We start from the raw sequence: 25,407 nt of genomic DNA on the forward strand, positions 1-25,407 counted from the left end.
TAAAATTTGTCATCAAATAAATCGGCTCGCTCAGAGTTCCCAACTCTATGATTTTCAAGGTTTTTTCAAAGTTTACCCTATTAGATTCATATTCTTGGGAAAAAAATTGCTGTCACTGCAACATGGCGCAATGAAATGAATAGGAGTGCACCAGCTAGTTGATACTCAGACCGCGTGTAAGAAATTTTACATCCGAGGATTGACATCCCCCCCCTTCTAGCTCAATCATTCTCCACCGAAGGAACGCCAGCATTGGCCGGGTCATTTGTTACAGGTTTGCCGTTTTTAGATGGCACGTGTGTTCAAGCCAACAGGAAATGGAAATTCATGTCACTGCCTTCGCAAGCACTTGATGGCTTGAAAATCAGCTCGCGGGTCACCCTGCTCGAGCCCGGAATGTATATCTTCCGGTATGCGTCTCAGCCGCCAGCGGACAAGCCTGTTTGCATCTCGCTACAACAGGCGCCTCTGGGTAAAGGGTCCATTGATTTCTTCCCCGCCGAGGGCGTAAGCAAAAACATGCTTACCCATCTGGGCGATACCATCGTTGCCCGCGTCAAAAGTGGTATCGCCACTGTCCTGATCACCGAATATCACATGTTCGACGCTGAGATCGACCCAGTCGACCTGCGCATCGACCGTATCGATACGTCTCCCGCGATCATGCGTAATTTTGCCGTCGTCGCGACGCCTGAACCCACCCCGGCGTTATCCGCGCAAGCAGCGCCCGCGACCCTGCGCCTGATCGCTCACCTGCAAGGTGCCGGCGACGTGGAGTCCACCCAAGGCTGGGTTGGCGAACATGACGGCACCAAACGCTTGGAAGGTTTCTGCGTCATCTGGGAAAACAAGCCCGAAGGCGTCGACCTCGTCTACACCTCCACCGTCGCTGGATCAGGCCCCAGCCCCAACGTGGCCGCCGGGACATTTAGCGGCACACGTGGTAAGGCCTCTCCTCTTATTTCCGCAGGCTTCAGCCTGGTGGGGCCGAACCGCAGCCTCTACGAACTCTCCGGCCACATCGTGTTCTCCGGCTCATCGCCGCAATACGTTGTGCCTAATCAGATGATGTATGGCCCCACAGGCACCGAGCCTCTGGTGGCGCTGCATCTCTCAATAGATCCCGTCACGAAGACGAACGCCCCCCGCTATAAGTCTCCGTGGGAAAACTCTGCACTGAAGCAGAAAACTAGCAGCACAGGCCAGATGGCCTGAAGTAACAGGAATTACACATGCAATACGATCAGCCTTACTCCGCGTCCGAACTCAAAGGCTCGCTGGCCAACAACCCTACCCTGTTGTCCTCCACCACCGCCGCTGCCATCAGCACCCTGCTGGCACTGGACACCGCTGAAACCGTAAGTGTTGCTTCGTGGGACGGCGTTGCCGCTCCTGTTTCGCCAGAAGGCACTACTCCTCAGCTGGTTACGGCTGAAATCGCCGGCGCTGCTGGTGACACCGTTGTACTGGAAATTCCTGCTGAACTGTCGTCCGCTCAAGCATTCGTGTTTGAAAGCGAAGCCAACTTGGCCGCTACTTTCAACACCCAGGCAGCCCCTGCTGCTTTCGCAGCTTCCGCAGTTGCCGAAGATGCGGCGGTTACTGCTGTAACCGACAGCAATCCAGATCTGATCGTTACCTCGGGTAACGGCGACGACACCCTGATCTTCAAAGGCGACCAGAACGTCTACGTCGACGGCCGTGACGGCAACGACGTGATCGTGACTGCTGCTGGCAACGACACCATCTACGGTGGCGCTGGTAACAACGTCATCCTTTCGGGCGCAGGCAACGACGAAATCTTCCTGGCGGGTACCGCTGACGTGGTCGACGCAGGCGATGGCTACGACATCGTTCACCTGCAAGGCTCGCGCTCGGGCTATGAGTTCACCGACGGCAATAACTTCAACGTCAACCTGACCGGCACCCAAGTGGCGTCGATCAGCAACGCTGAGTTCCTGTCCTTCGACAACAACGAATCCGTTGTTCTGGTTGATACTGAAGTCGAAGCTTCCGCACTGCGTCTGTTCCAAGGTGTTCTGGGCCGCGATGCAGACGTCAGCGGAGCTCAGGCTTGGGCTGGTCAGGCTGAACAAGGCGTGTCGATCACCGATATCGCTCAACAGTTCCTGGATTCGGGCGAATACAAAGCCACCTCCAACGAGGACTTTGTAAACAGCTTGTACGAGAACCTGCTCAGCCGTACAACCGCTGATGAAGACGGTGTGCAGAACTGGCTGAACGTGCTGTCTGCAGGTGGTAGCCGTCTGGATGTGATCTCGGGCATCGCTACTTCTCAGGAAGCGATCACCCTGGACCAGAGCAACGCTCAGTTCGTCGACGGTTTGTACGATTCGGTACTGGGTCGCGATGTCGAAGAAGGTGGCCTGAACAACTGGGTAAGCGCGCTGGTCAATGGCGCCAGCCGTGCCGAAGTTGCTCAGGACATCCTGAACTCTGGCGAAGCATTGAGCAAAGCCAATAGTGACTTCATCGACAGCCTGTACAGCAACTCGTTGGGCCGCGAAGCAGACGCTGCCGGCAAAGCGAACTGGGTCGAGTACATCGCTCAGGGTCATTCGCTGGCTGATGTTGCCGTTGGCATCGTTGGCTCCGAAGAAGCTGCAACCACGATCGACAACGTCATCGTGATCCACGGCCAGGTCTAACCCACCAGTCGTAGCAAGCTGAATGTCGCCCGCCGTAAGGCGGGCGATATTCGAAAAAGGGGCGACTTTCGGGTCGCCCTTCTTTTATTTTTAGTGAACACGCCAGCCATGTCCCCAAACCTCGACCGTGGGCGAGAAACGCTCATGGACATCTTTCATCGTCATCGCGAAGCGCAAGAGCAAGAACTTGCCAATGCGATGCTCGAGCTTGCGCTGCAGACGCCTGAGTACCGTCCAGAGGCACTGATCTGGAAAGGTATCGACGCGCTGCCCAATGACCCCAAGCTGGCCTTTATTTATTTAAGCAACGCCGCTCACGCCCTGCCCGATCGTGCTGACGTGCATGCATTGCTGGGACGGAGCATTCTCGCGCAAGGTCAGCCTGAGCTGGCCACCCGCTACTTGTCTGCCGTGTGGCAAAAACTGCCCAATGATCCATCACTGCGCATGATCCTTTGGCAGGCACGTAGTCAGTCGGCCAGTCCTGCTGAACTTCGCCGCATGATTCTGGCCCACTTGCCGCATATCACAGCCCCCAGCGAGCTGAATTTCGTACTCAAGATACTCGCTGCACAAACCGACGCGCCAAGCACGGTCGGCGTAGTGCGCTATCTGCCCGAAGAAAAGGAGATTCAAGGCTGGGCCGTAGACTTGCGCAATGTACACGCACCGGCCGCGCTAGTGCTTGAAGCCAACGCTAACACCCTGTCTGTGGTGGCCAACGTGGCCCATCCCTTGCTCACAGCCGCTGGCCTGCCCGCTACTCATGGCGGTATCCGTATCAAAGTGCCAAATCCCACATTGGCAGTCACCGTCAGGTTCGCTACAGGCTTGCCACTTCTAGGCAGCCCGGTGTCAGCCATGCCTACGTTCGTGCCTCCCCCACCGCTTCCCGATGTCGGCAAGCACCAACCGGTCGACGTTCTGATACCGGTCTACGATGGCCTCGAGGAAACGCTCGAGTGCATCAACAGCGCCATCGCTGCGCGCAAACTCAACCGCACGCCCCACAGACTCGTCGTAGTTGACGACGCAACGCCCGTACCCGCATTGGGCAAGGCGCTCAAGGTATTGGCGAGCAAGGGCAAGATCACGCTAATACAACAGCCGGCGAACCTGGGCTTCATACGCACCATGAACCGCGCCATGGCGCTGAGCCCTCGCCAGGACGTCGTCTGGTTGAACGCCGATACCCGCGTGCATGGCAACTGGCTTGATCGACTGCGCGATACCGCTTATAGCGCCGACGATATTGCTTCAGTGACCCCGTTTACCAATAACGGCGAACTGATGAGCTTTCCGATCAGCCGATGCGACTCACCAATGCCCACCGCAGAGGAATCAGCATACATAGATAGCTTAGCCGCGAAATCAAAGAATATTGGGATCGAACTGGAAACCGGCTGCGGATTCTGTATGTATGTGAAACGTATGGCGCTTAACACCGTAGGCTATCTAGATGAGAAGCACCTTAGTCGAGGGTATGGTGAAGAAACTGATTGGTGCTTGAGGGCTCGAGAGAACGGATGGCGCCATATGGGGGATACCAGTACCTTCGTGGCACACAAAGGCGGAATTTCATTCCGCGAAGAAAAGCTCCTACGAGTGGCGTATAACAACGCGATACTGCGCAGTCGCTACCCAAAGGCTGAAAGGAGTTATGCTGCTTACTGCGAGCGAGACCCACTGCTTCCCGCTAGGAATAGATTGCAAAGATGTAGGCTTATCGATTTCTGCAAAAAAACAAAACTCAACAACGCCGCTGAAATGCTCACCATCCATCTACAACCTAGTGGCGAACCTCTCCTGCCGCTATGTCTCACGTGGCATCAAAATCATACCGGCGCAATAGTTACGCTACACATGCCTCTGGAGCCGCTAAAATTAGAGATTTGTTATACGCTGCCGGCACAAATGGAATTCTTTGAAACAGATTTGAGCTATCTTCGGGATCATGGGGTAATTAATGATCTGACATCCTCCCGGTGGAATGAGTGTCCTGATTTTCTATTAGCGACTATCAAATCCCTAAGAATTCCTCGAAGCATTATAGAGGATAATTTGGAGCCAGCGCAGATATCTGGTGGTTTACTAGCACCTACAGATACGATGTTGAAACCTTCAGGTCGGACCCTAATCATAGATAAGTTGAACAACTCAACTAGAATTGACAGATGGGCTAAATTAGCTCGCGCTACACGACAAAGCGGATCCAGTTCAAGCCTCCTCACATATGTTTCAGCAGAGGAGATCAACACATTGAGAGCGACTGGTGGCGCAAATAACCTACCCGTTCTCCCAGGATTAAATCTAGAAGATACTTTGATGTTGGCAGGCGTACAAGCAGGAGTCAGTTCAAGTGGAACTCAAGACATAGATTGGCCGCTGTACAAAGCAGCGTACAAAAATTGTCTAACTCTGTATCTAGATCATGGAACCTCGCAGGGACAGTCGCAATCAGCGTCAGCGACTATTGATATAAATTCTATTGAAAGGAGCTTGCATTGGCGCCCGACACAACCATGAGCAACTTACCCTTGGCGATTGAGAAACGCTTCGAAGGCATTATTGCAGGCTTGTATGGAGATGTACTACACGGTTGGGTGACTGACAATGAGTGCCATGATGCAAGTGTAGTGATAGAAATCCTGGTAGATGGAGTAACAGTAGATTTCGTACTGGCGAATCAGTTTCAAACTGAAAACGATAGCCGTATTCAGTTTCACGGATTTACAATCAAGATTCCGTCTGATTTACTGGTCAAAGCCAAGGTCATCGGTGCGAAAGTCGCTAATTATGCATATTGGTTAAAAGGTACGATCCAACTACCATCAGCATCGAGTGGTTCTGCACTTCATGTCTCAGCTCAGGTTTGGCATTCTGGTGGGCTACAAATAAACGGTTGGGCCTCGGACCCGCGGGATCCTAATCGGCAGATTGAGATTCAAGTTATGCAGGGGAGCAAGGAGCTAGCGCGAGTCCCATGCGACTTGAATCATCCAGCAATAACTCACCGCGACACATTTGCTCGTGGATTCAGACTTGATTTGCCTTGGGAGCTTGCAGACGGCACGGTACATATCTTAGACGTCTTGAGTGACGACGGAAAGACGATTCCTGGCAGTCCTATTACGATATGTTGCGTACCTGAAGGACTAGAGGCCCTAATAAAAGAATATGCGATCAGTAAAGATGAATCGACGCTTAATTTGCTGTCTAAAATGGCGAGAGAACAGTCTCAACGCCTACCGAAAAGCGTAGGGTTTGGATCTTATGACAAATGGTTTGATATATTTCAGCGCGATGTACGGTGTACATCACTTAGTGAAAATATAAAAACCGGAATTTTGTTGTTTACTTGTGGTGACGAAAAATCTGACGCCAGGAGCATACGGTCAATAACGGCTAAGCCGCCACTATCTGCTGTGATTGTACAATCAGCGCAAACGAACATTTTACCTGCGCTCAAGAAACTGCTTGCAGAAGGGTGTGACAGCATCGTGCCCATAGCATCAGGTGATTACCTCGCACCACAGGCTCTAAACTATCTTAACGAGGTACTAGCTTACGGATATGCATGGGGATATTCGGACTGCGATCGTGACAGTGTAGATGGCCGACGGGAATATCCTTGGTTTAAACCATCATGGGATATCAATCTCTTTATCGGCGCTGACGTAGTCACCCCAGGATCAATATTTAGTCGTGACATTATTCTGAGCGCACTTAAGTTAATTGATGCCAATGCCAATACTGATACAGAAAACTGTGACTGGCATTCTGTAATCGCAGCAATTGCTCTAGCAACGGAAAACGCGTCCTGCAGAGTATTCCATCTCCCGCAAATCCTCTACCACAGAGCCTATCACAGTATCGAGAGCCCTGAGCAGGGAGAATTCTCTGAATCCCGATGCCAAGCCATTAGATGGCTTTGCGCGAGCCTCGCCAGCGGGTCCTATGTACAAGAACTATCTAGCTATCCGGCGTTGCTTCGAGTCAAATGGCCACTACCAAATGATTTGCCTAAAGTGAGCTTAATAATACCTACGCGAGATAAAATAGAATTACTAAGAACCTGTGTTGAAGGCATTATTAATATCACGGATTATCCAAACATAGAGATAATAGTTATCGACAACAACTCTAGCGAGGCGGAAGCGCTGGATTATCTCAACTCTCTATCTAAAAGAGGGATATCAGTCCTTAGATATCCTTTCCCATTTAACTATTCCGCTATAAATAATTTCGCTGTAAGAGAATCTAGTGGACAGATAATAGGCCTAATCAATAACGACATAGAGATCCTTGATAAGAACTGGTTAAAAGAAATGGTAAGCGAACTACTTCGCCCGAGAGTAGGAATAGTCGGCGCCAAACTATTGTGGCCAAACAATATGGTACAGCACGGCGGAGTGGTGATAGGCATAAACAACCTTGCCGCGCATGTAGGAAATACGTTAAATGATTGCGACGCAGGTTATCTGGCCACAAATCTAATAACCCGTAAACAAAGCGCAGTCACAGCTGCTTGTATGCTTTTTCAGAAATCCACATATGAAGATGTAGCTGGATTCGACGAGGTTAATTTTCCAGTTGCGTTTAATGATATTGATCTATGTTTGCGGGTAGCTGAAATCGGTTTGAACATCGTATGGACACCCTTCGCAAAGCTTACACATGCAGAATCGGCTAGCCGTGGCAAAGATCTAACACCAGAAAAACGAGCAAGATCTCAGCGTGAGCAACATCAGTTTATGCAACGATGGTCTCATGTTTTGGAGGATGATCCTTATTATCACCCTGCGCTCAGCAGTGACTACGTTAGCGGCCCATACGGAGGCTTGAAAATACAGCCTGCACAGATCGTACCAAGATGTGCTTGACGGAAATTAATTCTTAAAAACGCTCAGTCGCGAACTGTCGCGCGACATGACCTAACATAGCTGACAAGAATATGAATGAACAAACAACCCGTGAAATCACAGGTCCTCGCTCTATCGGTTATTTCGACTACGTTGAGGATGGATACGCATACGGCTGGGCATATGATAAAGAAAATCTCACAGACCGACCTGTAGTCGAAATATATTCGGGAGATTTTTTAGTAGGCCGGGGTGTGGCTGATGAATTTCGTCAAGACTTGTTAGAAGCACAGTTAGGTGACGGTAGGTACTCTTTCAAAATCGCACTCTCGTATGAACTCAATGATGGCAATACGCACAATTTGACAGTGTGCGCTGGACGTAATGGCTATGTACTCACAGGGAGCCCAAGAACATTCGGTCCCGTAAGCGATAAAAGTGAGTTTAGCTTCATAAACAGATTACAGGGAGTCGAGATTTTTCAACAAGAGCTCACACGCAATCAGATCCACGTGAGCGCCGCAAAAAAAGATGCATTGCTTCAGGTCTATGCGCTGGCGTCACTATTGCAAGAAACTGAGAGCTTAGCCGAATCAAAACATGCTTGGACTTCGCTAATTAAAGCGACATCCAAATCAGCGCTTTTAATGTGCAAAAAGGCTGAAGTAAGTGTATTGGAAGAAGACTTCAAACAAGCTATACGACATTATCTTGATGCTATAGAGGAAGATCTTACATTTGTTTTTGCACACTTAGGTCTAGCAAGGTGTTATGAAATTCTTGCTGATTTCACTAAGGCTAAGGATGCCTACGAAATAGCACACGCAATAGCGCCCGATGATAAGCTTGTGCAATCGCGACTTGCCAATTTGCAAAATAAAATGTATCCGCAACTAGCTGCACTAACGTGCATCTCAGATCTACTAGTTCCGTACACAGGCTATTCCTCATCCACTAATAAAAAAACAACATATGAAAAAACAACAAGTGCTAGGGCTAAAGACACCAAGGCCCTCTGGAACAAAGCTGGAGAGGTTGATATCAAACAGATCCATGAAATCATCGAACGGTTATCAGGTGCGTTAGATGCATTTGAGTTGTTTTCCAAACGAGCTGCTAAATCAGAATCAAAAAAAAAGCTCGTAAAGAAATAATTATTATCCAGGGGTGGATACTGTCAACTCCATTCGTAGTCAGCGCGCACTGGACCCAGTATCAAAACCCTAGAAAAATCACGAACAATGCAAGAGACATGGGTGCATACCAATGCCTAAGTACGAGTCAACTAGAGTGCTTCCGCAAGATGCCTTTGAGTCATATGTCAGAGCAAATAAAACAGGTTCGAAATCTGTTTCCATAGCTGCCTGTCTGACGAACATTAGTGCAGGAACCTTCGGTATCGGGGATGAGATATTAACGTCACTCGATAGCATGATGGCACCAAACTCTTCAATCCTTTCGCTACTTAGGCATAAACTCGAGGATGCTCGCTTGAGTGCAGCCGTTGAGCATATCCCTACCATCTCAGTAGTGATCCCATATCATAATAGGGAACTAGCTATAGAAAACTGCATTCAGTCAGTATTGAACCAGACTGTCGTCGATCTAGAAATCATAGCTGTAGACGACGGCTCTACGGATAGAAGTCGTGAAATAGTTGATAACATAAAAGACTCTCGGCTGGTGAAAATCAATCGAGACTATGCAAGTGGGAACTCAGGGACGCCAAGAAATATTGCACTAGATCATGCTCGTGGTCGATATGTTGCATTCGTAGACTCTGATGACTCAATTGACGAAGAATACTTCGAAGAGCTTCTGCAGCAAGCATATAAAAGTAATGCAGACGTCATATTTTCTAGCTCATTCAATAAGATTTCAACAGATCAAGTCGGCCAAACCACACAGGTAAAAATTAATTATGCTTTCCAGAATAGCTTTGTAAGCGATGGCGCTAAAGATTATTTTTTTATAAATAGTTTCGTCATTTGGGACAAGCTTTATAAGCGAGATTTTATTGAGCGCCATAAAATCAGACTCGCGGACTCAAAAATTGGTGCAGACACGCTTATGGTGGCACGTACATACTATCACGCAGAATCAATCTCGTTGTGTAGAAATAAAGCTAGTTATAACTATAATGCTTTTTCCGAGGGCTCAGTTACTCAGGCTTTTCGATCGAAAGGCGACATATGGGAGGAGGATAAACCCTACGCAGAAACATTTGCCTGGATGGTTCGACACAATATACCTAAAGCGTATGTATTGATTCAATGGATACGCCGATTGATGAGCCTCAGCTATTGCTTGAGTTCGAGCAAAGTTCAAATGTCTTCCGAAGCTATGGATTACCTCAAGCTTGAGTTGAAAGAAGCACCATTTAAATCAGCACTGACCCATCTAAAGAAGAAAGGTTTACACGAGCAATTCAAAAGTCTTAATAGACTGCTAGTCATGCTAGGTCGCGACAGCATTGATGTGTAAATTACGATGCCGTGCTCAAACCCAGATCAGAGATAGGTCCACAAGATGAAGAACCAAAGTGATATAGAAGACCTTGGGTCGCTGAAGCTGCATAATATCTGTGACACTTTTAACTCGCGAACAAGAGGAAAGATTCGGTCAACATTGAATTTACAACTCAAAAAAAGAAATCTACCTCAAAACAGTAATATTGATGGCCATATTCTTCGCACTTCTAAATCACGTGATGCCGTAATAAGTGTGATTATTCCATGCTACAACACCTCTAAATATATAGATCAGTGCATTTCATCAGTATGTAATCAAACCTTAAATAAACTTCAAATCATTGTCATTGATGATGCATCATCGGATGATTCCCTAGAAAAAGTCATGAATCAGTCTTATGACGATGACAGAATTGCCGTTATTACTCTGTCCAAGCAAAGTGGCTCTCCTGGTAGAGCTAGGAACCTTGGCATGACTTTTGCCAGTGCGCCCTACATATTATTTTTGGACAGTGACGATTGGCTAGAGCCAGATATGCTCGAACAGCTTTACAATACGGCCGCTTCCAATGATGCAGATATATGCTTTTTAAGTGGTTTTAATAACCATTTCAATGATACGACAAATAGACGGTACTATAAACAATCATATCTCGGGCATTCATCAGAGCTTCGCGGATTCCACGAAAGTTTTATGCTTTGGGATAAATTATGGAAAAAAGAGTTTTTGGAAAAGAGAGGTCTGCAAGTTTCCCATACTTCAGCATCGGAGGAGCTACTATTCATAACCAAAGCGTACTATTTTTGTGAAAAATCTGCAGTATCAACAGGAAATTATGGTTACAACTATCGACGCCTTAATTCTTCATCGATCACCTATAATGTCAGACAGCAGGCGTTCCCATCGTACGAATTTGATGCCTGGGGAATGGTAGATGCGTGGCTGGAAACTGGAGAAATCAATAGTGACTATCTAAATATCGTAAAGTTGAGAAAGGTTTTAAGCTTTCACTACGCTTTATCAATCGTTCACGAATCCCATGCAGATCGATTTAGAGAAGAGATATCTTTGTATCTTAAAAATTCGATTTGCATGAATGTAATAGCACTGGCGGACAAACTTGGATATATCAGTCAGGTAGCTACGCTACAACATGAAATTGGCGGTTTAGTATCAAAGCAACGTGAGAAATCCAACAACGTCATATATGGGCCTGATTGGTCAAATAGCAACCCCTATCAGAAACTTTTATATAAAAGTCTTCGCAATAAATATAATGCTTTTTCCACCGGATTTTCCCCTCAGCAGATTTCGAAAGAGTATTTGCTGACAAAATATGTATCAAATGGGATTTTACATCTGCATTGGCTGCACCCCTTTTATGACCAGACATCTATTGAATCAGGCTATAAATTTATTGATATCATTAATTTTGCAAAAGTCCTTGGCTATAGAATAATCTGGACCGCACACAATTTGATGCCGCACGAGACTACAGAAACCAATGAGTTGGTTCATCTTGCTGTAAGGGATGCTATAACCGAACTAAGTGATCATATTCTTGTGCATGACGAACGCGCTGAAAAATCTTTGTTAGAAAAATTTGAAAAGGCAGTAGGCAAGACCTCTATTATTCCTCACGGGCTCTACGAAAAGAAGGTTTTCTTTAATCCCAGTCTCAAAAACAATCTCAAATCTGCTTTAGGTATAGAGCGGAATCGATTTGTCGTTTTGCTTGCAGGCAGGATCCGTGCTTACAAGGGCGTTGAACGCGCTGTTGAAATATTTACAAAAGGCAAGTTCAACCTTATGCAACGCTGTACATTATTAATCGCAGGATATCCTGACGATCTTACTTTAGACACACTGCTTACTACAGCGGCCACTAACCATTCAGAAATTAAATACTTAAGAGGCCATATTAGTGACGACGATTTGGAAAAGGTGTTTCTTGCCTCGGATATTTGTCTACTGCCTTACGAAAAAAGCTTGACCAGTGGACTAGCTTTTCTTTCTGTGAGCTACAATACACCTTTAATTACGTCGCGATTGCCGGCTTTTCAGCAGTTCGTCGACGATGGCTTCGCTATCTCGGGCGCGACCGATCAAGAAATAGAGCAGGCTATTCATTTTGCAGCCAACGCATTTTATGCAGGCGACCTTGATAGACTATTTAAATCACATCATAATCACTCCAAAGCCCAATTTGAATGGAACGAGATCGCTAAACACCCCACTTTTCAAATGATCTTCACAGAAAGCTGTCGCTCACAATAAATTAATAGAATAGGATTGTTTATGTACATTACAGTAGTTGGTACGGGTTATGTCGGGCTATCAAATGCAGTGTTACTCGCAAAAAACCATCTGGTGACGGCGCTCGATCTTCTTCAGCAAAAGGTCGATAAAATTAATAGCCGGATTGCGCCGATTGATGACCCAGAGATTGAAGAGCATCTCAAGTCTCTCGATCTAAATTTGGTAGCTACTACTGACAGGTCAACAGCCTATAATAATGCTGACTACGTTATAATTGCTACACCTACAAATTACGACCCAATCACAAATCGTTTTGACACATCTTCGGTAGAAAATGTGATAGCTGATGTACAGAGCTACAGCCCTAGCTCTGTGATCGTTATTAAATCTACAGTGCCTGTTGGTTTTACCGACCGTATGCAGTCTATCTATTCGAGTGTAATACTTTTTTCGCCTGAGTTCTTAAGAGAAGGAAAGGCATTGTACGACAATTTATATCCTTCAAGAGTGATTGTTGGCGGCCCAAAAGCTGAGGCCGAGAAATTTGCGCGAATTCTTGCTTCATGTGCGCTCAGCACAGACGTACCAATACTCACTACTCAGGCTAAAGAAGCAGAAGCAGTTAAGCTGTTTTCAAACACTTTTCTAGCGATGCGCATTGCCTATTTTAATGAGCTCGATACATACGCCGAAGTCCACGAACTGGACTCTCACAAAATCATCATGGGCGTAGGTATGGACCCAAGGATTGGCAATCATTATCACAATCCTTCATTTGGTTACGGCGGATATTGCCTCCCCAAAGACACTAAACAGTTGCTCGCCAATTACGGCGACGTTCCCAACAATATGATAAAAGCTATTGTTGATGCGAACACGACGAGAAAAGACTTCATCGCAGAGTCGATATTAGCTAAGAAGCCAAAAACTGTAGGCATTTATCGGCTCATCATGAAACATGGCTCAGATAATTTTCGAACTTCATCTATTCAAGGCGTGATGAAACGACTTAAAGCAAAGGGTGTCGAGGTTATTGTTTATGAACCGGTTTTGTCAGACCAATTTTTCTTCAACTCCAAGGTCTATACCGATCTTGCAGAATTTAAACGCCAGTCTGACATAGTGGTAGCCAACAGATGGGGAGCGGAAATTCGCGATATTAGCGAAAAGGTCTACACACGCGATATTTTTGGTGAAGACTGATCCTTCGTAATTACGCAGACTGCTAAAGGGCACTAACGATGATATATAACTATTCCGGCCTTGATCAGAATTCTTTCAAAGAGTGGTGGGATGACAGCGATACATGTATGCCTGCTCTAATGCCGCCAGTGGATTTTCTATCTAGGATGCAACAGCGTGATGCGTCTTCTGAGAAATATGTTTGGGTATGGCTTTATAAGGCCCCGTGGGAATTAGACGCTGTTACGAATCATGATGAGCAGTTAGTGTCGTTACGCGAATGGCATCTCAGGCAGCAATCTGTACTGGATGTTCTCCATCATAGCGCTGGCAGTCTATTGATCGTCGATGCTCAAATAACGACCTATCGCTCTTTCAAACATGCGCTCACCTCTCCCCAACAAATAAATAACGCCCGGGGCGAGCTATTTAATTCGCAAGCTCATCTCGTTGCAATGTTCAAAAAGCTTGCACCTCGATATTGGGATACCTTCGAGGCTTTGCAGAATGCTAGCTACCCGTCCCGGGAAGTAATTAAAACTAATGATGTAATATTCAGTGAGGACTATTTTATTCGGTTGCTCGTCAACTGTAAGAACGAAGAACGCTTATCTGCACTCCTTGTAGAATCACGGACAATGCGGCTCACCCTGGCGCAGATGGAAAGCGATGTGATCTCAGAACGTAGACTAAGATTTCACCTTGAGAACGAAATGCAACTAATTACCAAAAGTGCATCTGCTAATCAACATGAACTTCAGCACGAATTGAAGGTTTTGCAAATTCAGCTAGATCATGCGCTGGACGAATTATTAGAGTGTCATGCGACACTTGATGAATATTCTCGGGTGCTGACCTCTTCACAGCGTACACTACAACGTGCTGAGACTGCGATTAGAGACAATATGTCATGAGTAACGAGTCATCCTCGAATCTAATCCCTTCTGAGCTAGTGGATCGAGAATGGTATCTTAAGGCATACCCAGATGTTGCTGATGCGGGGCTTTCTGCCGAATACCACTATGAACATTTTGGCCGAGTTGAGGGTCGATACCCTCGCTTACTCAAAGCAATATGCTTAGAGGAAAAGCTTTGGGGTGGATTTTCAAAACTTGCGCATCAAGATCTTGTTCGATTAATGCAAGATTTTACAACTTCATTAAATGAACGAATTTCTGCTGCATGGGTTTTGGCAAAGTGGTATGCATCTAATAACGATTGGAGCGGCGGGCATTCTGCCATAGAATTCTTGGTCTATACTATACGTAGAGATGAACTTCCTTCCTATATAAGCTTGGTTCGCGTCAAACTACTTGCAGCAGAGATGCTGTCTAAACTCGGCCGTACACAAGAGATGATTTCCTTTCTTGATTACACTCTAACTAATGAGAATATAACAGGAGATTTACTTCTTACTCGAGCAAATTTACTTGCTGACGCTAACCAAAGCCGTCGCCACTCCGAAGATACTTGGCTCTCAGGTTTAAATAAGATATTTTCTAGAGCTAATTTAACTAAGTTAAAGAAAATTAAACCTGATGCCCCGTTGAGCTTAGAAAATTTAGCGGCTCATAGAGTTCCGTCAGTAAGGAAACCTGAAAAGGTTTCTATTGTCGTCCCGGCGTATAACTGTGAGAAACATATTGGAATTGCGCTTCACAGTTTATTGAACCAATCATGGCTAAACATCGAGATTATAGTTGTAGATGATGCTAGTACTGACGGTACGTGCGCCTTAGTTGAGCAATTTATAACGATTGACAGTAGAGTTTTCTTGATCCGCCATACCCAGAATAAAGGCGCTTATGCGTCGCGGAACACTGGTATGTATGCAGCGACAGGTACTTTTTTGGCGACTCATGACGCGGATGACTGGTCCCATCCGCAAAAGATCGAATTGTTGACTGAAGCGCTTATTGCAGACAGTCGACTCGTAGGTACGATGTCGAGTTGGGTTCGCATTGATGATTCCTTTCGTTTCAAAAATATCGGCAAGAGTGAACGGATCATCCACGCTAGCGTTTCTACTTTGATTCTGAAAACAAGTGTCGTTAGAGATTTGGGAGGCTGGGATGAAGTCCGAGTGGCTGCCGATAGTGAGATGTATGAACGTTTAATCCACCTTTATGGTCTAGATTGTATCGCTGATGTTTTACCCGATTTACCACTAGTAGTAGCCCAGGATCTCCCTAACTCTTTAACCAATGCGGCAGACACGCACTCCCATACACAGTTTTTTGGAGTGCGAAAAACATATCGCGAAATTTATCGTGTATGGCACTCAACATTAAAACTGTCAGAAGCTCAATGTTTCACCAGACACAAGAGTAGACGCAGCTTTCCCGCTCCAACCTTTATCTTAAGTAATAGTATCAAGCATAATTATGACATAGTCATATTTTCTGATTTCAGCCTATCGTCTAAATATTTTTCTGCACTTCAAACTATAATTCACCGCCTAATAGATGAAAATCGAGCTATTGCTATCTTTCACTGGCCTGACTACACCTCTGTAAGGGTTGAGCCGATAGCTGATTTCTTTATACACGAAGCACTACACGATAGCCTTGACATACTAAGTTGCGCTGACAGCGCTATCTGCCATCACCTGTTGCTTTTTGGAATGTCGTTATTTTCCTTCAGCTTAGACAAGTTACCTAAAATAAAAGCTAATTCCCGATCAGTTTCGACTAATACAACAAGCTTCTATCAAGCTCAACCAGAAATTTTCAAGAATATCTCAGATTTTGACAGACAAATTGTCCGAAGCTCTCAACTTTTTAACGCTGATTGGTATCTATCACTCTATCCAGACATCCGAAATTCCAAAATTGATCCGATCGAGCACTATATTCATCATGGAATGCATGAAGGGAGAGGTTTTTCGCCTTTTTTCAGTGAGGATTTTTACAATTTAACTTACCGGACTGAATCAATTTATCGACACCCAGCGATACTGCATTATCTGAAGTTTGGTATCAAATTAAAACTTTGTACTTTCCCTCCCCGCATTTCAGGGCGATTGGAACTCAATAAAGATCGTAAAACAGTTATCTTGTGTGGCCACGCTTCCGGCATCAAGCTATATGGTGCAGAGAGATGCCTTCTCGATATCTTAGATAGCTATCGCGATCTAGGACTGAATATGCTTGTGACTATACCAGAGTACGCAAATCCGCAATATATCAGGGATTTAGCAGAAAGATCATTTATGGTGGCTGTAGTTCCGACACCATTATGGACCCAGTCGCCTGAACCCTACGCCTATTCTACTCATATGTATACGGAATTAATCAGAGAGTTTTCAGTAGAGGTTGCACATGTGAATACAGTAATGCTGCGCGAGCCCTTAATTGCAGCGAGACAATGTAAGATTCCAACCCTTGTGCATGTTCATGAGATACTCGACGACCAGGATGAAGCATGCGCCGCTATTGGACTCTCAGCAAGAGAAGTTTATGAAACACTTTCTAGTTTCTCATCTCATTTAGTTGCCAACTCAGAATATACCAGACAGAATTTGATTACTTATAATAAAACCAGTATAGTCAGCAACACTGTTAATTTCGAAAAGTTTGATATCCCTAACATCGTTGATGTTAATAAAATCACTGTCGCAATTATTAGTAGCAACTTGGAGAAAAAAGGAATTTTCGATTTTGTTGAACTGGCGTCGCGGTTAGAGCGCATACGCCCAAATATTTCGTGCTTGATGGTTGGACCGTCTACTGACGCTATTCTAGCGCTCCGAAGCTCAAACACAACAATTCCGAATAACTTGACTTTAGTAGATTATATTGACAGTCCACTCGATGCCATAGGCATGGCAAATATTATTGTCAATATGTCAAGATGCAGAGAAACCTTTGGTCGAACCATTTTGGAAGGTATGGCAGCGCGAAGGGCTGTTTTGGCATATGCCGAAGGTGCATTTCCAGAGCTTATAGACGATGCAGTGACGGGCTTTCTTGTTCCGTATTTAGACGTAGGTGCAATGGTGAATATTATAGACTCTCTTTGTGCTGACCCTGCCGAAATAGTGAGTTATGGTGAACGGGCCCGTCGCAATGTGCTTACTCGCTTTAATAGGACTGAGGTCGCCGATCAACTTAAGACAGCGTTAGGTTTAGCGACTAATTCAGCGATGATCTTGGAGGAGTTTTCATGTCTGTAGAAATTCATACTATCACATTCGATGGTGATCTTAGATTATTTGAGCTACAGGCTTTATCTATTGATCAATTGCTGGATCACTCCCAAATAACAAAGTATAGGATCATCATAAATGATCAAAATGAAATGCACATTCGCGAAACTATCTCATCCTTCATCGACAGGTATATATCCGTAGCTTTACGGCGCAAAATTGAGATACTATCGTCGTCAAAGTATCTGACGGCCGGCATGGATGGTTGGAAAGACCAACAGTATCTCAAGCTATTTTCTGTGGCAGATTCTGTCGCTAAATGGGTCGTAGTATTAGATTCAAAGAACCATTTCGTGAAACACACGACGATCAATGACTTTTTTCAAAGTAACAAAGCCAAAACTTATTTTTGTGATCCTCCGACATCTCAGCTTCCTTGGCTTCATAAATCACTCGCCTTTTTCCATGTTAGTAATTTTCAACTGCTTACAATGCCCACGGTCACCCCATATACAATGAAGCCTAGTTTAGTCCGGTTAATGATTAACGCCATACGGACTGATCCAAGAATACATGATAAGCAGAATATATTTTCATCACCTTCGCTGGAAGGAGTAAGTGAGTTCTTTCTCTATTACGCGTTTTTATTGAAGCTCGGGTCTATTGACGATTACTACCATGCATCTCCAAGACTTTGCGAAACCCTTTACACTGTATGGCCTCAGGATCGCGGAATAGTTAAGAGGTATCTATCTGCAGTCGCCTCAGGTGAGTACCATGTATTTGGGTTACATCGAAAACGCTTACCCCAATTATCGGCTGATGAGAGGCAAATGATCAGTAACATCTGGAAGGTATTACGCCTTCCGTTGCCAGCATCTTATTATCTAGAATTTACAAAATAGCTACTGATTTTCACATAAGTGCCACTCATGGCTGGTTCGTAACCCGCCATGAGCAACTAAAGCTTACTTATCATGCATTCTGTTAATCAATCTTTAAATCTATTATAAGCCAGACAAATTGCAAGCGCTCCGTCAACCTCATCGACATTAAAATAGGTAGCTCGCTCAGCTATGTGTTGCAGGTGAGCAGTTCCAAAACACCAAGGCTTCATGATCCACAACATAGGCCGTGGCGCAGCCACGTATAGCGCTCTTGGCTGTTCGCTTTGGCAGTGTCGACCAGGCTGTAAAGTTGAGCACTGCCCGTTGCGCCCTTGGGCGTGTCGCTAAACAGCTAGTTCTTTCTTGTGATCATGAAGGGGCAGATCGCGCGTTCAGCGGCGACGTGGACGAGCGGTAGGTAGCCTTTCTGGATGTATCACTCCAGCCTGCCTCAGTGACTGGCGAGGTAATTGATGATTTTGCCGAGGCCATTCTGAGCGGTGGCTTCTGGCTGCGTCTTTCGATCCAACTTGTCAACGGAGCCGGTATCGGCAGGCTGTGTTCGTGATAGAGATCTTGCGCTCTTCGTCACTGCAAACTTTTAGGTCGCGTTCGATGCCGCGAAGCTTGTTAATCAGATTCACCGAGGTATCCGCGCGCCCCGCTTTACCTTCACGCTGCGCTTTCTATGCTTCAACGAATTTGCGACGCGCTTGAGCCCAGCATGCTGAACGCTCAACTCCAACTTGAACGCCCAGTGCTTTGTAACCTGCATTCTGATTGGTCATGACGTAACCGCTATAGCCCTCGAGCAGGCGCGTCGGTACCTCCTGCGCTTGAATGGTGGAGTAGTCAAAAACTATCACTGGTCTTTCCGGCGGGCCGCTTGTTTGCCTTTACATCCATGACTTTCGCATCGCCTCGCGGTCAGGCTCTTCCAACACCTGCCCCCGCGTTTCATCGCAGTGGATGACGCGGCAGGCCAGCAGACTATCGGGCATCAAATTCAGCAACGGCTGCAAGTACGCCTCAAACTGAATAAGCCAGCAAGCCAAGGTTTGCCCTGCATGCGATGCAGTGCTGATTCAATATTTTTTTTCAAATCGATACAGGCGCAAACCGTCCACATAGTTTGTCGTCAGCAGCATGGCCAGGACGCTCGGCCTGGCCATGCTTTTTTCAATCAGCGGAGCTGGCTTCTCCGCAGTGATCGGAGCGACTTCGCAGTCACGGCAACCATAGACTTTGCGGACGTATTTGCTGACACGGATCTGCATCAGGACGATTTTAAGCTGCTCGTTTATCTCCTCGCCGATGGCATGCTTGCCGCAGCCGCAGCTGCAGCTGCAAGTCAACTCAGGTTCGAGCAGTTCGTGGATGAATTTATGCGCGGAACGTCAGAAGGTAGCTGCTTGGGCTTGCCACGGAGCTTGGCGGGTGCGGTAATCTCTTGTTTTGTGTCTTCGTTGGCAACGGCAGCGATGCTTTCTGCTTCATTGAAAAAGGCGAGCTGAGGCGTAGCAGGGTCAGCTGTCTACTCGGACTTACCTCCGAACAAGCGCTGACGTACCAACTCGTTTACTCCTGAAGAAAATCGACCACGACTAAATCTTCGCAAGCATCTGCTTGAGTAGTTGAAGATCGCCGGGAGTTTTGCGGGCACAGAATTCATATCCTGAATTATACCGAATCAGGCCACGAATCGCTGCGTCACAACTTCATGAGGACAATTGAGCCAGAGGTTAAAGCCATCGAGTATACCGTTGAGTTCATGGACGGCCAGGACAATCGCTTCATCCGTAGCGTCAGAAATTTTTTAAAAAGCTCGGACTCCAGGTGCTCGATTCAAAGGCAAGAACTGCGGGCTCCTAGTATAAGATCTTCACGCGGTTGCGCGGTTTGTTGAGGAAGACAAAAAGCAATGGGTCGAAGACGGCGACCTTGATGTCCAACTCGACCAGAGCAGCAAGGGCGTCGATGGAACTTCGGAAATCGACGGGTTTGGGGTACAGATATACTTTTCAACTTTACGTCGGGTTGCATCACGGCGGCGGGCTCCAGAGAGAAATCGGAAACACAGCATCCGGGATCAAGCGCAGGCTTTGAATATGGGGTACATGGAGCGCTTACAGAAGATCTCCATCCTTGAACCAGTGCTTTCGATCTTCGTTAATGAACCGCTCAAACGCGTCAAAATTTTTTAATCGACGCGCAACGGCTCCTGCCTTTGGCTCACCCCCGGGTCGCGAGCGCTTCAAAACATCGTCTCATACACCTGACGAGACGACCCTCCGGCCAATCTACGAGAGCAATCGAAGGCATGACGAGGTGTACGTCTGGCGTAACCGTCCCTAGTGGGTTTCCGCCCCGCGCGCTCCCACCTTATTCAGTATAATCCCCGGCATCAATTGTATGCTCGAAAACCTTCCTAAGAAGCTGGAATTGTTCTGGCAAATGCTCGTAAAGACGCATTCCGGATGGGCGTGCTCGGAGCAAAAGTCGTACTCTAAGCCAGCGGTTCCGGCCAACATCGTAGCGGGTAGTCGAGTTCAGTGCTACACCAGCCGAGCGCGCGCCTCACCAACGCGCCCTATCGCGTTAACCTTCATAAAGGGCCAGAACGACTGTCCAGAACAGGCCGCTTCATTGCTTGATTTTCATTAGTGCCCTACCCGGCTTTTTTCCTCCACTATTGCGATATCGCCATGAATGTTGTTCAAAATCCTGCTTTTCGCCTCTACACACTCGACACCCTCCGAGGGCTAGCCGCCCTCTGTGTAGTCTTTTGGCACTGGCAGCACTTTTTTTATGTGGGAGCTGATCCCACCCTTTTCATCGCTTCACAACAGCCTTTCTTCTCCGCTTTCGAGGGCCTGTATCGTTACGGAGGCTTGGCCGTTCAGCTATTTTTTTCAATTTCGGGCTTCATCTTCTTCTGGCTTTTCAGTGACCGCATTTCAAAGCGGTCTCTCTCTGCAAAGCGTTTCACTATAGATCGCATCAGCCGGCTGTACCCATTGCATCTGGTGACATTTGCTGCTGTAGCGGCTCTGCAGTGGGCTTACAGTTCTTCGCACTCCAGCTATTTCGTGTACCAGCTGAACAACATCTACCACGCGCTACTGAACCTGATTCTCGCGGCCGCTTGGGGATTCGAGAGCGGCTGGTCATTCAACGCACCTATCTGGTCAGTATCCGTAGAGGTATTGCTATACGCTACGTTCTTCCTGACGTGTCTGACTGGGCGCCTTCGCCTGCCGCTGGCGGTGCTCCTCTGCGCGCTTGGCGCGTATCTCTACCCCGATTACTACAAATTGGGGAGCGGGCTGCTCTGTTTCTACATTGGGGGGCTAACGTACGCGGGTCTGGACTGGACCGAACGGTGGATTGGGCAGACGCGCAGCATGGTGATTGCCCTACTTGCTTGCATAACTGCGTGGGCGTTTCTACTCATCTCCGACGGTAGTGTAAATACGTATTTCGTCATGTGTGTTGGCTTTCCGCTACTGATCGCAGCGCTTGCCAGCGTTGGACGCCAGTGGCCCAACCTGTTGAGATCAAGCGCAGTGCTGGGTGATATCAGTTATGCGTCCTATCTAATCCATTTCCCACTTCAAATTGTCTTCGCACTTACAGCCGACTCACTCGGCTTTTCGCGTTCTGTATTTAACCAGGGCTGGGTCATGCTGCTGTTCTTCATTGTGCTGGTGATACTGAGTATGTTGAGTCACCGACTTCTCGAGCGGCCGGCACAGCGAGTTCTGAGACAGCGTATGGCAAACCCGCTTTCTGACTGAAGTGCATCAAGCTCCCGCTATGGAACTGAAGCGAAGCTTGTTTTGGATTCGCGCTCTAGTGTGCGAATGTGGCTAACTCAATGTCACGCAGCACGGACAGCAGGTATAAAAAAACGCGCTGGAGTAACGCCAGCGCGTTTTGCGAATGAAGCTGATGTACGGCGAAGGGTTTGGCCTATGGAGCTGCTACCTCAATTACCAATCTCAACAGCTGCTTGTCCAGAACGGCCATATTTTGGGTATCTTTGACCAGGATTTTGACGGTTTCTGGAATCCGCAGCTGAGCTCTAGCTTCATTCACACAGGCCGACGCCGAATCCAGATAGCAGATGGCGACTTGATCGCCTTTGCCTGCAGTCTGTTCCACGAACGCCTGCTCCATGGGATGCCCTTTGTAGGCCCCACCAAACACTTTGAAGTCAGGCAGGTGATGTTGCTGTTCATATTTCTCGGCAGCGTAGACAGTAGGCCAGACGTCCCAATATCCGCCGATGACCAGGCGAGCTTTCTGCTGCACCACAGCTTCCCCCACCGCATCCGAACTCGTTCGCCAAGGAGCACCTACGAGCGTGCTGTACGCGCTATTGAAAGAACCCAGCGCAAAAATAATGCCAGTGGCGATCAGCGCGAAAGATACGCCCGCCAAGCGTGCGGTGCTGACGTTCCAGCGCAATATGGCTGCAGCTATGACGGCGCTAAGCACCGCGGCAACGACGATAATGCTCGTGAGGAAGTAGCGGATGTTGTACAGGTTCATCTGTACCCAGGTAGCACTACAGACCACTAGAATCATTCCGCCTGCTGCTGCAATTCCTGCCAACAATACTAGCGGTTTCGTTACGTGCGCACGTCGGTAAAGAACGCCAGCTACGACAATTGCCACGATGACGACCACGATGCTCACGTGTTCATAAATGATACCCAGGGACGTAGTGAGGGCGTCGATCGAGGGGGAGATCCCGAACTCGGTGGAACGCTCGCCGAAGTACTTGCCATGCAATTTGGCTAGCACTACACCAATGCAGTTACATGCAAAGAATGCTATGTACCTGGCCTTGTCCGGCCAGTTGGCAATGATCATGAGCAAGGCGAATGGCAAGGCATAGACCAGCAAAGCGTAGTTGGTCGCGTACATCAGCGCGCAGATTAGTGCTACCAGTACCAGCTTGACCACGGCAGGCAGGTTCGCATGCATCAGGAGATAGGCCAGACCGAACAGGACCAAGGAAGTGCAGAACATGCTGTGTTGAACGTAGACGTTGAACTGTCCATACGCACTCAGAGCACTCAACAAGATAATGTTGGTGATGGCCGTTGCCAGTAGCAGAAACCGTGGCGATCTGGAGAAGAAGACCAGAAAGCCGATCGGGGACAAGTAGGCAAAGAACGACCTCAGAAAGACCTGAAACCGCAGGTTCCACTCAATATCGGTGACCGGGCTGGCGATGGCCGGCAACAGGTTCAATAGCCTGTCCTGTCCCCAGAAATACCAGGTCAGGTGCTGAGTGGACATCAATGCAGTAAGGATGCCGTCTCCGTCCTGAATACCTGCAAGGTTTCTGGTCAATGGCAAAAACACACCTGCTGCAACTGCGCACAGGAGGATCAGCAGCCAGGCGCCCTTCTCGCTCTGGACTTCCATGGGCTTGGCGGATGTCATAGGTTGGCCGCGGTCCCTTTATACCCACAGTTCACACATACGTCCTGCGCGCCAACGCGGGATGAATGCGTACCATGAAGATCGAGCTTCGAATAGCTGCACCCGCAACGCGTACAGGCCAACTGGGGATTATGGACGACCTTCGATGCGGTGCTGAAATGACAGATGACTGTCAGGCGCAGCAAATTGGCCATGCCACGAAAGATTTCCAGCGGCGGGATTTTTGATACGCCGGCATTACGCTCGTGGAAATGGATAGGACGTTCGTCCAGTTTCAAACCATGCCGATGCGCTTGGACGATGACCGCCAAGAAAAACGAATAACCACCCACTACGAGCGTCTGGAAGTCGATATCGCTCAGGCGGGATACGCGGAATACGCGAAACGATGTTGTGAACTCGGTCAGTCTGATTCCCAGCAGAAGCCTCGCGGCTATGTTGGCAGCTTGGCTTACGCGCAACCGGTAGCCGGTATAATCGCATGCGCCACCCTTCGCATAACGAGAGCCGATAACCAGATCGACGCCAGGTTTGAGCCCATCGATGAGCCTCGGGATATCGGCAGGATCATGGGAATGATCGCCGTCCATAGTCACGAGTACGTCGTATCCATGGGCAATCGCATACTTCCAGGCCAGAAGGTGGGCTGTCCCCAATCCTAGCTTGCCTGAACGAACGATGACTTTGAGATTGGGGCGCGCAATGGACTCGAGGATGTCGAGGGTACCATCTTTGCTGTTGTCATCCACGACCAAGATGTCGGCGTCGGGGGTGGAAGCGGTGATCCGCTCTATCATAGAGGCGACGTTACCGGCTTCATTGTAGGTCGCGAAGAACACTAGTTTTTTCATTAAATATAAGCTTATCTAATTAATTAATTGTTTTAGCTGAAAGAAGCTTCCAAACAAAGTTATAAGACATGAAATAATTCCAAAGCGACCCTGCCACAATACCCGCCAGCGCAGAAATCATTGGCATCGACGTGCGATCGTAGACTTCGCCGGAGATGAGCAGGCTCATGACCAGCCCAAGCGAGGTGATCGACAGATAGATCAGGTAACCTGCGATGATTCGACGCCCGGACAATGTCACGTGGCTGTAGGTTGCTTTGTTGTTAAGGAGGTAATTGAAGGTGGCTGCGACAGCCATCGCCGTACCGTTTGAATAACGGAAACTATCGCCCGTCATCAGCATCATGACTTTCAGTACAGTCATATGTACGACAACGCCCAGCGATCCGACGATTAGGAAGGAGATGAGGGTTTTGGGAAACAGGCCCCTGAAAATAGAATGGATGAAAGCTGTGAGTCCTTCAATGAGTCTTGGTATCACTACTTTTCCCTAACCCTGTAAATACAGGCTTGATGTTGACCGTGACGCCAACGCGTGCGCCGGCCCAAACTCGCAAGCATATGTGGTTTATCCTGACTAGGCAAGGAACCATTCCCCCGCACCAGGCTGCGTTAACCTCG

16 protein-coding genes and 1 pseudogene are annotated in these 25,407 nt (G+C 47.5%); 12 read left to right on the forward strand and 5 right to left on the reverse strand.

Annotated features, from left to right (window positions below; translation table 11 throughout):
* The first annotated feature begins 396 nt into the window (after positions 1-396).
* From ASF66_RS04335 to ASF66_RS22445, 11 genes are all read left to right on the forward strand, one after another.
* Positions 397-1,215, forward strand: a complete 819-nt coding sequence (locus tag ASF66_RS04335) for a hypothetical protein (protein ID WP_056843423.1) — start codon at positions 397-399, stop codon at positions 1,213-1,215.
* Between the two features lie 17 nt (positions 1,216-1,232).
* Positions 1,233-2,669, forward strand: coding sequence for a DUF4214 domain-containing protein (locus ASF66_RS04340; protein ID WP_056842861.1), 1,437 nt, complete (start codon positions 1,233-1,235; stop codon positions 2,667-2,669).
* A 144-nt stretch (positions 2,670-2,813) separates the two neighbouring features.
* Positions 2,814-5,195, forward strand: coding sequence for a glycosyltransferase (locus ASF66_RS04345; RefSeq protein WP_056842862.1), 2,382 nt, complete (start codon positions 2,814-2,816; stop codon positions 5,193-5,195).
* The gene (locus tag ASF66_RS21910) at positions 5,192-7,552 is read left to right on the forward strand and encodes a glycosyltransferase family 2 protein (RefSeq protein ID WP_082484560.1); all 2,361 of its coding nucleotides are present in this window, start codon (positions 5,192-5,194) and stop codon (positions 7,550-7,552) included. Before ASF66_RS04345 ends, ASF66_RS21910 begins: the two co-directional genes overlap by 4 nt.
* A gap of 71 nt (positions 7,553-7,623) precedes the next feature.
* Positions 7,624-8,685 carry a tetratricopeptide repeat protein gene (locus tag ASF66_RS22440; RefSeq protein WP_156463128.1) on the forward strand — a complete coding sequence of 354 codons (1,062 nt, stop codon included), beginning with the start codon at positions 7,624-7,626 and terminating at the stop codon, positions 8,683-8,685.
* 112 nt (positions 8,686-8,797) lie between these two features.
* On the forward strand, positions 8,798-10,015 hold the full coding sequence (locus ASF66_RS21915) for a glycosyltransferase family 2 protein (protein WP_082484431.1): 1,218 nt from the start codon (positions 8,798-8,800) through the stop codon (positions 10,013-10,015).
* Between the two features lie 45 nt (positions 10,016-10,060).
* Positions 10,061-12,280 carry a glycosyltransferase gene (locus tag ASF66_RS21920; RefSeq protein ID WP_082484433.1) on the forward strand — a complete coding sequence of 740 codons (2,220 nt, stop codon included), beginning with the start codon at positions 10,061-10,063 and terminating at the stop codon, positions 12,278-12,280.
* 21 nt (positions 12,281-12,301) lie between these two features.
* Positions 12,302-13,465 (forward strand): nucleotide sugar dehydrogenase, encoded by a 1,164-nt coding sequence (locus ASF66_RS04360; protein WP_056842865.1) that lies wholly within the window; start codon positions 12,302-12,304, stop codon positions 13,463-13,465.
* A gap of 38 nt (positions 13,466-13,503) precedes the next feature.
* Complete coding sequence (locus ASF66_RS04365; RefSeq protein WP_056842866.1) at positions 13,504-14,358, forward strand: hypothetical protein; 855 nt, start codon at positions 13,504-13,506, stop codon at positions 14,356-14,358.
* Positions 14,355-17,618 carry a glycosyltransferase gene (locus ASF66_RS21925; RefSeq protein ID WP_082484435.1) on the forward strand — a complete coding sequence of 1,088 codons (3,264 nt, stop codon included), beginning with the start codon at positions 14,355-14,357 and terminating at the stop codon, positions 17,616-17,618. The genes ASF66_RS04365 and ASF66_RS21925 overlap by 4 nt, the downstream gene beginning before the upstream one ends.
* The gene (locus ASF66_RS22445; RefSeq protein ID WP_156463129.1) at positions 17,609-18,496 is read left to right on the forward strand and encodes a DUF6492 family protein; all 888 of its coding nucleotides are present in this window, start codon (positions 17,609-17,611) and stop codon (positions 18,494-18,496) included. Before ASF66_RS21925 ends, ASF66_RS22445 begins: the two co-directional genes overlap by 10 nt.
* Positions 18,497-18,661: 165 nt before the next feature.
* On the opposite strand, the pseudogene tnpC reads toward ASF66_RS22445, so the two are convergent.
* Positions 18,662-20,150, reverse strand: a pseudogene (gene tnpC / locus ASF66_RS04370) (IS66 family transposase).
* 196 nt (positions 20,151-20,346) lie between these two features.
* Entirely contained in the window at positions 20,347-20,490 is a 144-nt protein-coding gene (tnpB, locus tag ASF66_RS23075; RefSeq protein WP_330219434.1) for an IS66 family insertion sequence element accessory protein TnpB, read from the reverse strand.
* Between the two features lie 693 nt (positions 20,491-21,183).
* On the opposite strand from tnpB, the gene ASF66_RS04375 reads away from it, so the two are divergent.
* Complete coding sequence (locus tag ASF66_RS04375; protein WP_056843424.1) at positions 21,184-22,275, forward strand: acyltransferase family protein; 1,092 nt, start codon at positions 21,184-21,186, stop codon at positions 22,273-22,275.
* 175 nt (positions 22,276-22,450) lie between these two features.
* Here ASF66_RS04375 and ASF66_RS04380 read toward each other — a convergent pair whose 3' ends face one another.
* Genes ASF66_RS04380 through ASF66_RS04390 form a run of 3 tightly spaced genes read right to left on the reverse strand, consistent with a single transcriptional unit; the run spans position 22,451 to position 25,267 of the window.
* Entirely contained in the window at positions 22,451-23,935 is a 1,485-nt protein-coding gene (locus tag ASF66_RS04380; RefSeq protein WP_056842867.1) for a hypothetical protein, read from the reverse strand.
* A complete protein-coding gene (locus ASF66_RS04385; RefSeq protein ID WP_056842868.1) occupies positions 23,932-24,786 on the reverse strand; it encodes a polyprenol monophosphomannose synthase in 855 nt (284 codons plus the stop codon). Before ASF66_RS04385 ends, ASF66_RS04380 begins: the two co-directional genes overlap by 4 nt.
* A 19-nt stretch (positions 24,787-24,805) precedes the next feature.
* On the reverse strand, positions 24,806-25,267 hold the full coding sequence (locus ASF66_RS04390; protein WP_082484438.1) for a GtrA family protein: 462 nt from the start codon (positions 25,265-25,267) through the stop codon (positions 24,806-24,808).
* Between the last annotated feature and the right edge of the window lie 140 nt (positions 25,268-25,407).

This window comes from Pseudomonas sp. Leaf129, assembly GCF_001423465.1.
Lineage (GTDB): Bacteria > Pseudomonadota > Gammaproteobacteria > Pseudomonadales > Pseudomonadaceae > Aquipseudomonas > Aquipseudomonas coleopterorum.

Bases quoted from the DNA above. Each gene is read 5' to 3' on its own strand.
- ASF66_RS04335 (WP_056843423.1), top strand. From the start codon at position 397: ATGTATATCTTCCGGTATGCGTCTCAGCCGCCAGCGGACAAGCCTGTT.
- ASF66_RS04340 (WP_056842861.1), top strand. From the start codon at position 1,233: ATGCAATACGATCAGCCTTACTCCGCGTCCGAACTCAAAGGCTCGCTG.
- ASF66_RS04345 (WP_056842862.1), top strand. From the start codon at position 2,814: ATGGACATCTTTCATCGTCATCGCGAAGCGCAAGAGCAAGAACTTGCC.
- ASF66_RS21910 (WP_082484560.1), top strand. From the start codon at position 5,192: ATGAGCAACTTACCCTTGGCGATTGAGAAACGCTTCGAAGGCATTATT.
- ASF66_RS22440 (WP_156463128.1), top strand. From the start codon at position 7,624: ATGAATGAACAAACAACCCGTGAAATCACAGGTCCTCGCTCTATCGGT.
- ASF66_RS21915 (WP_082484431.1), top strand. From the start codon at position 8,798: ATGCCTAAGTACGAGTCAACTAGAGTGCTTCCGCAAGATGCCTTTGAG.
- ASF66_RS21920 (WP_082484433.1), top strand. From the start codon at position 10,061: ATGAAGAACCAAAGTGATATAGAAGACCTTGGGTCGCTGAAGCTGCAT.
- ASF66_RS04360 (WP_056842865.1), top strand. From the start codon at position 12,302: ATGTACATTACAGTAGTTGGTACGGGTTATGTCGGGCTATCAAATGCA.
- ASF66_RS04365 (WP_056842866.1), top strand. From the start codon at position 13,504: ATGATATATAACTATTCCGGCCTTGATCAGAATTCTTTCAAAGAGTGG.
- ASF66_RS21925 (WP_082484435.1), top strand. From the start codon at position 14,355: ATGAGTAACGAGTCATCCTCGAATCTAATCCCTTCTGAGCTAGTGGAT.
- ASF66_RS22445 (WP_156463129.1), top strand. From the start codon at position 17,609: ATGTCTGTAGAAATTCATACTATCACATTCGATGGTGATCTTAGATTA.
- ASF66_RS04375 (WP_056843424.1), top strand. From the start codon at position 21,184: ATGAATGTTGTTCAAAATCCTGCTTTTCGCCTCTACACACTCGACACC.
- ASF66_RS04380 (WP_056842867.1), bottom strand. From the start codon at position 23,935: ATGACATCCGCCAAGCCCATGGAAGTCCAGAGCGAGAAGGGCGCCTGG.
- ASF66_RS04385 (WP_056842868.1), bottom strand. From the start codon at position 24,786: ATGAAAAAACTAGTGTTCTTCGCGACCTACAATGAAGCCGGTAACGTC.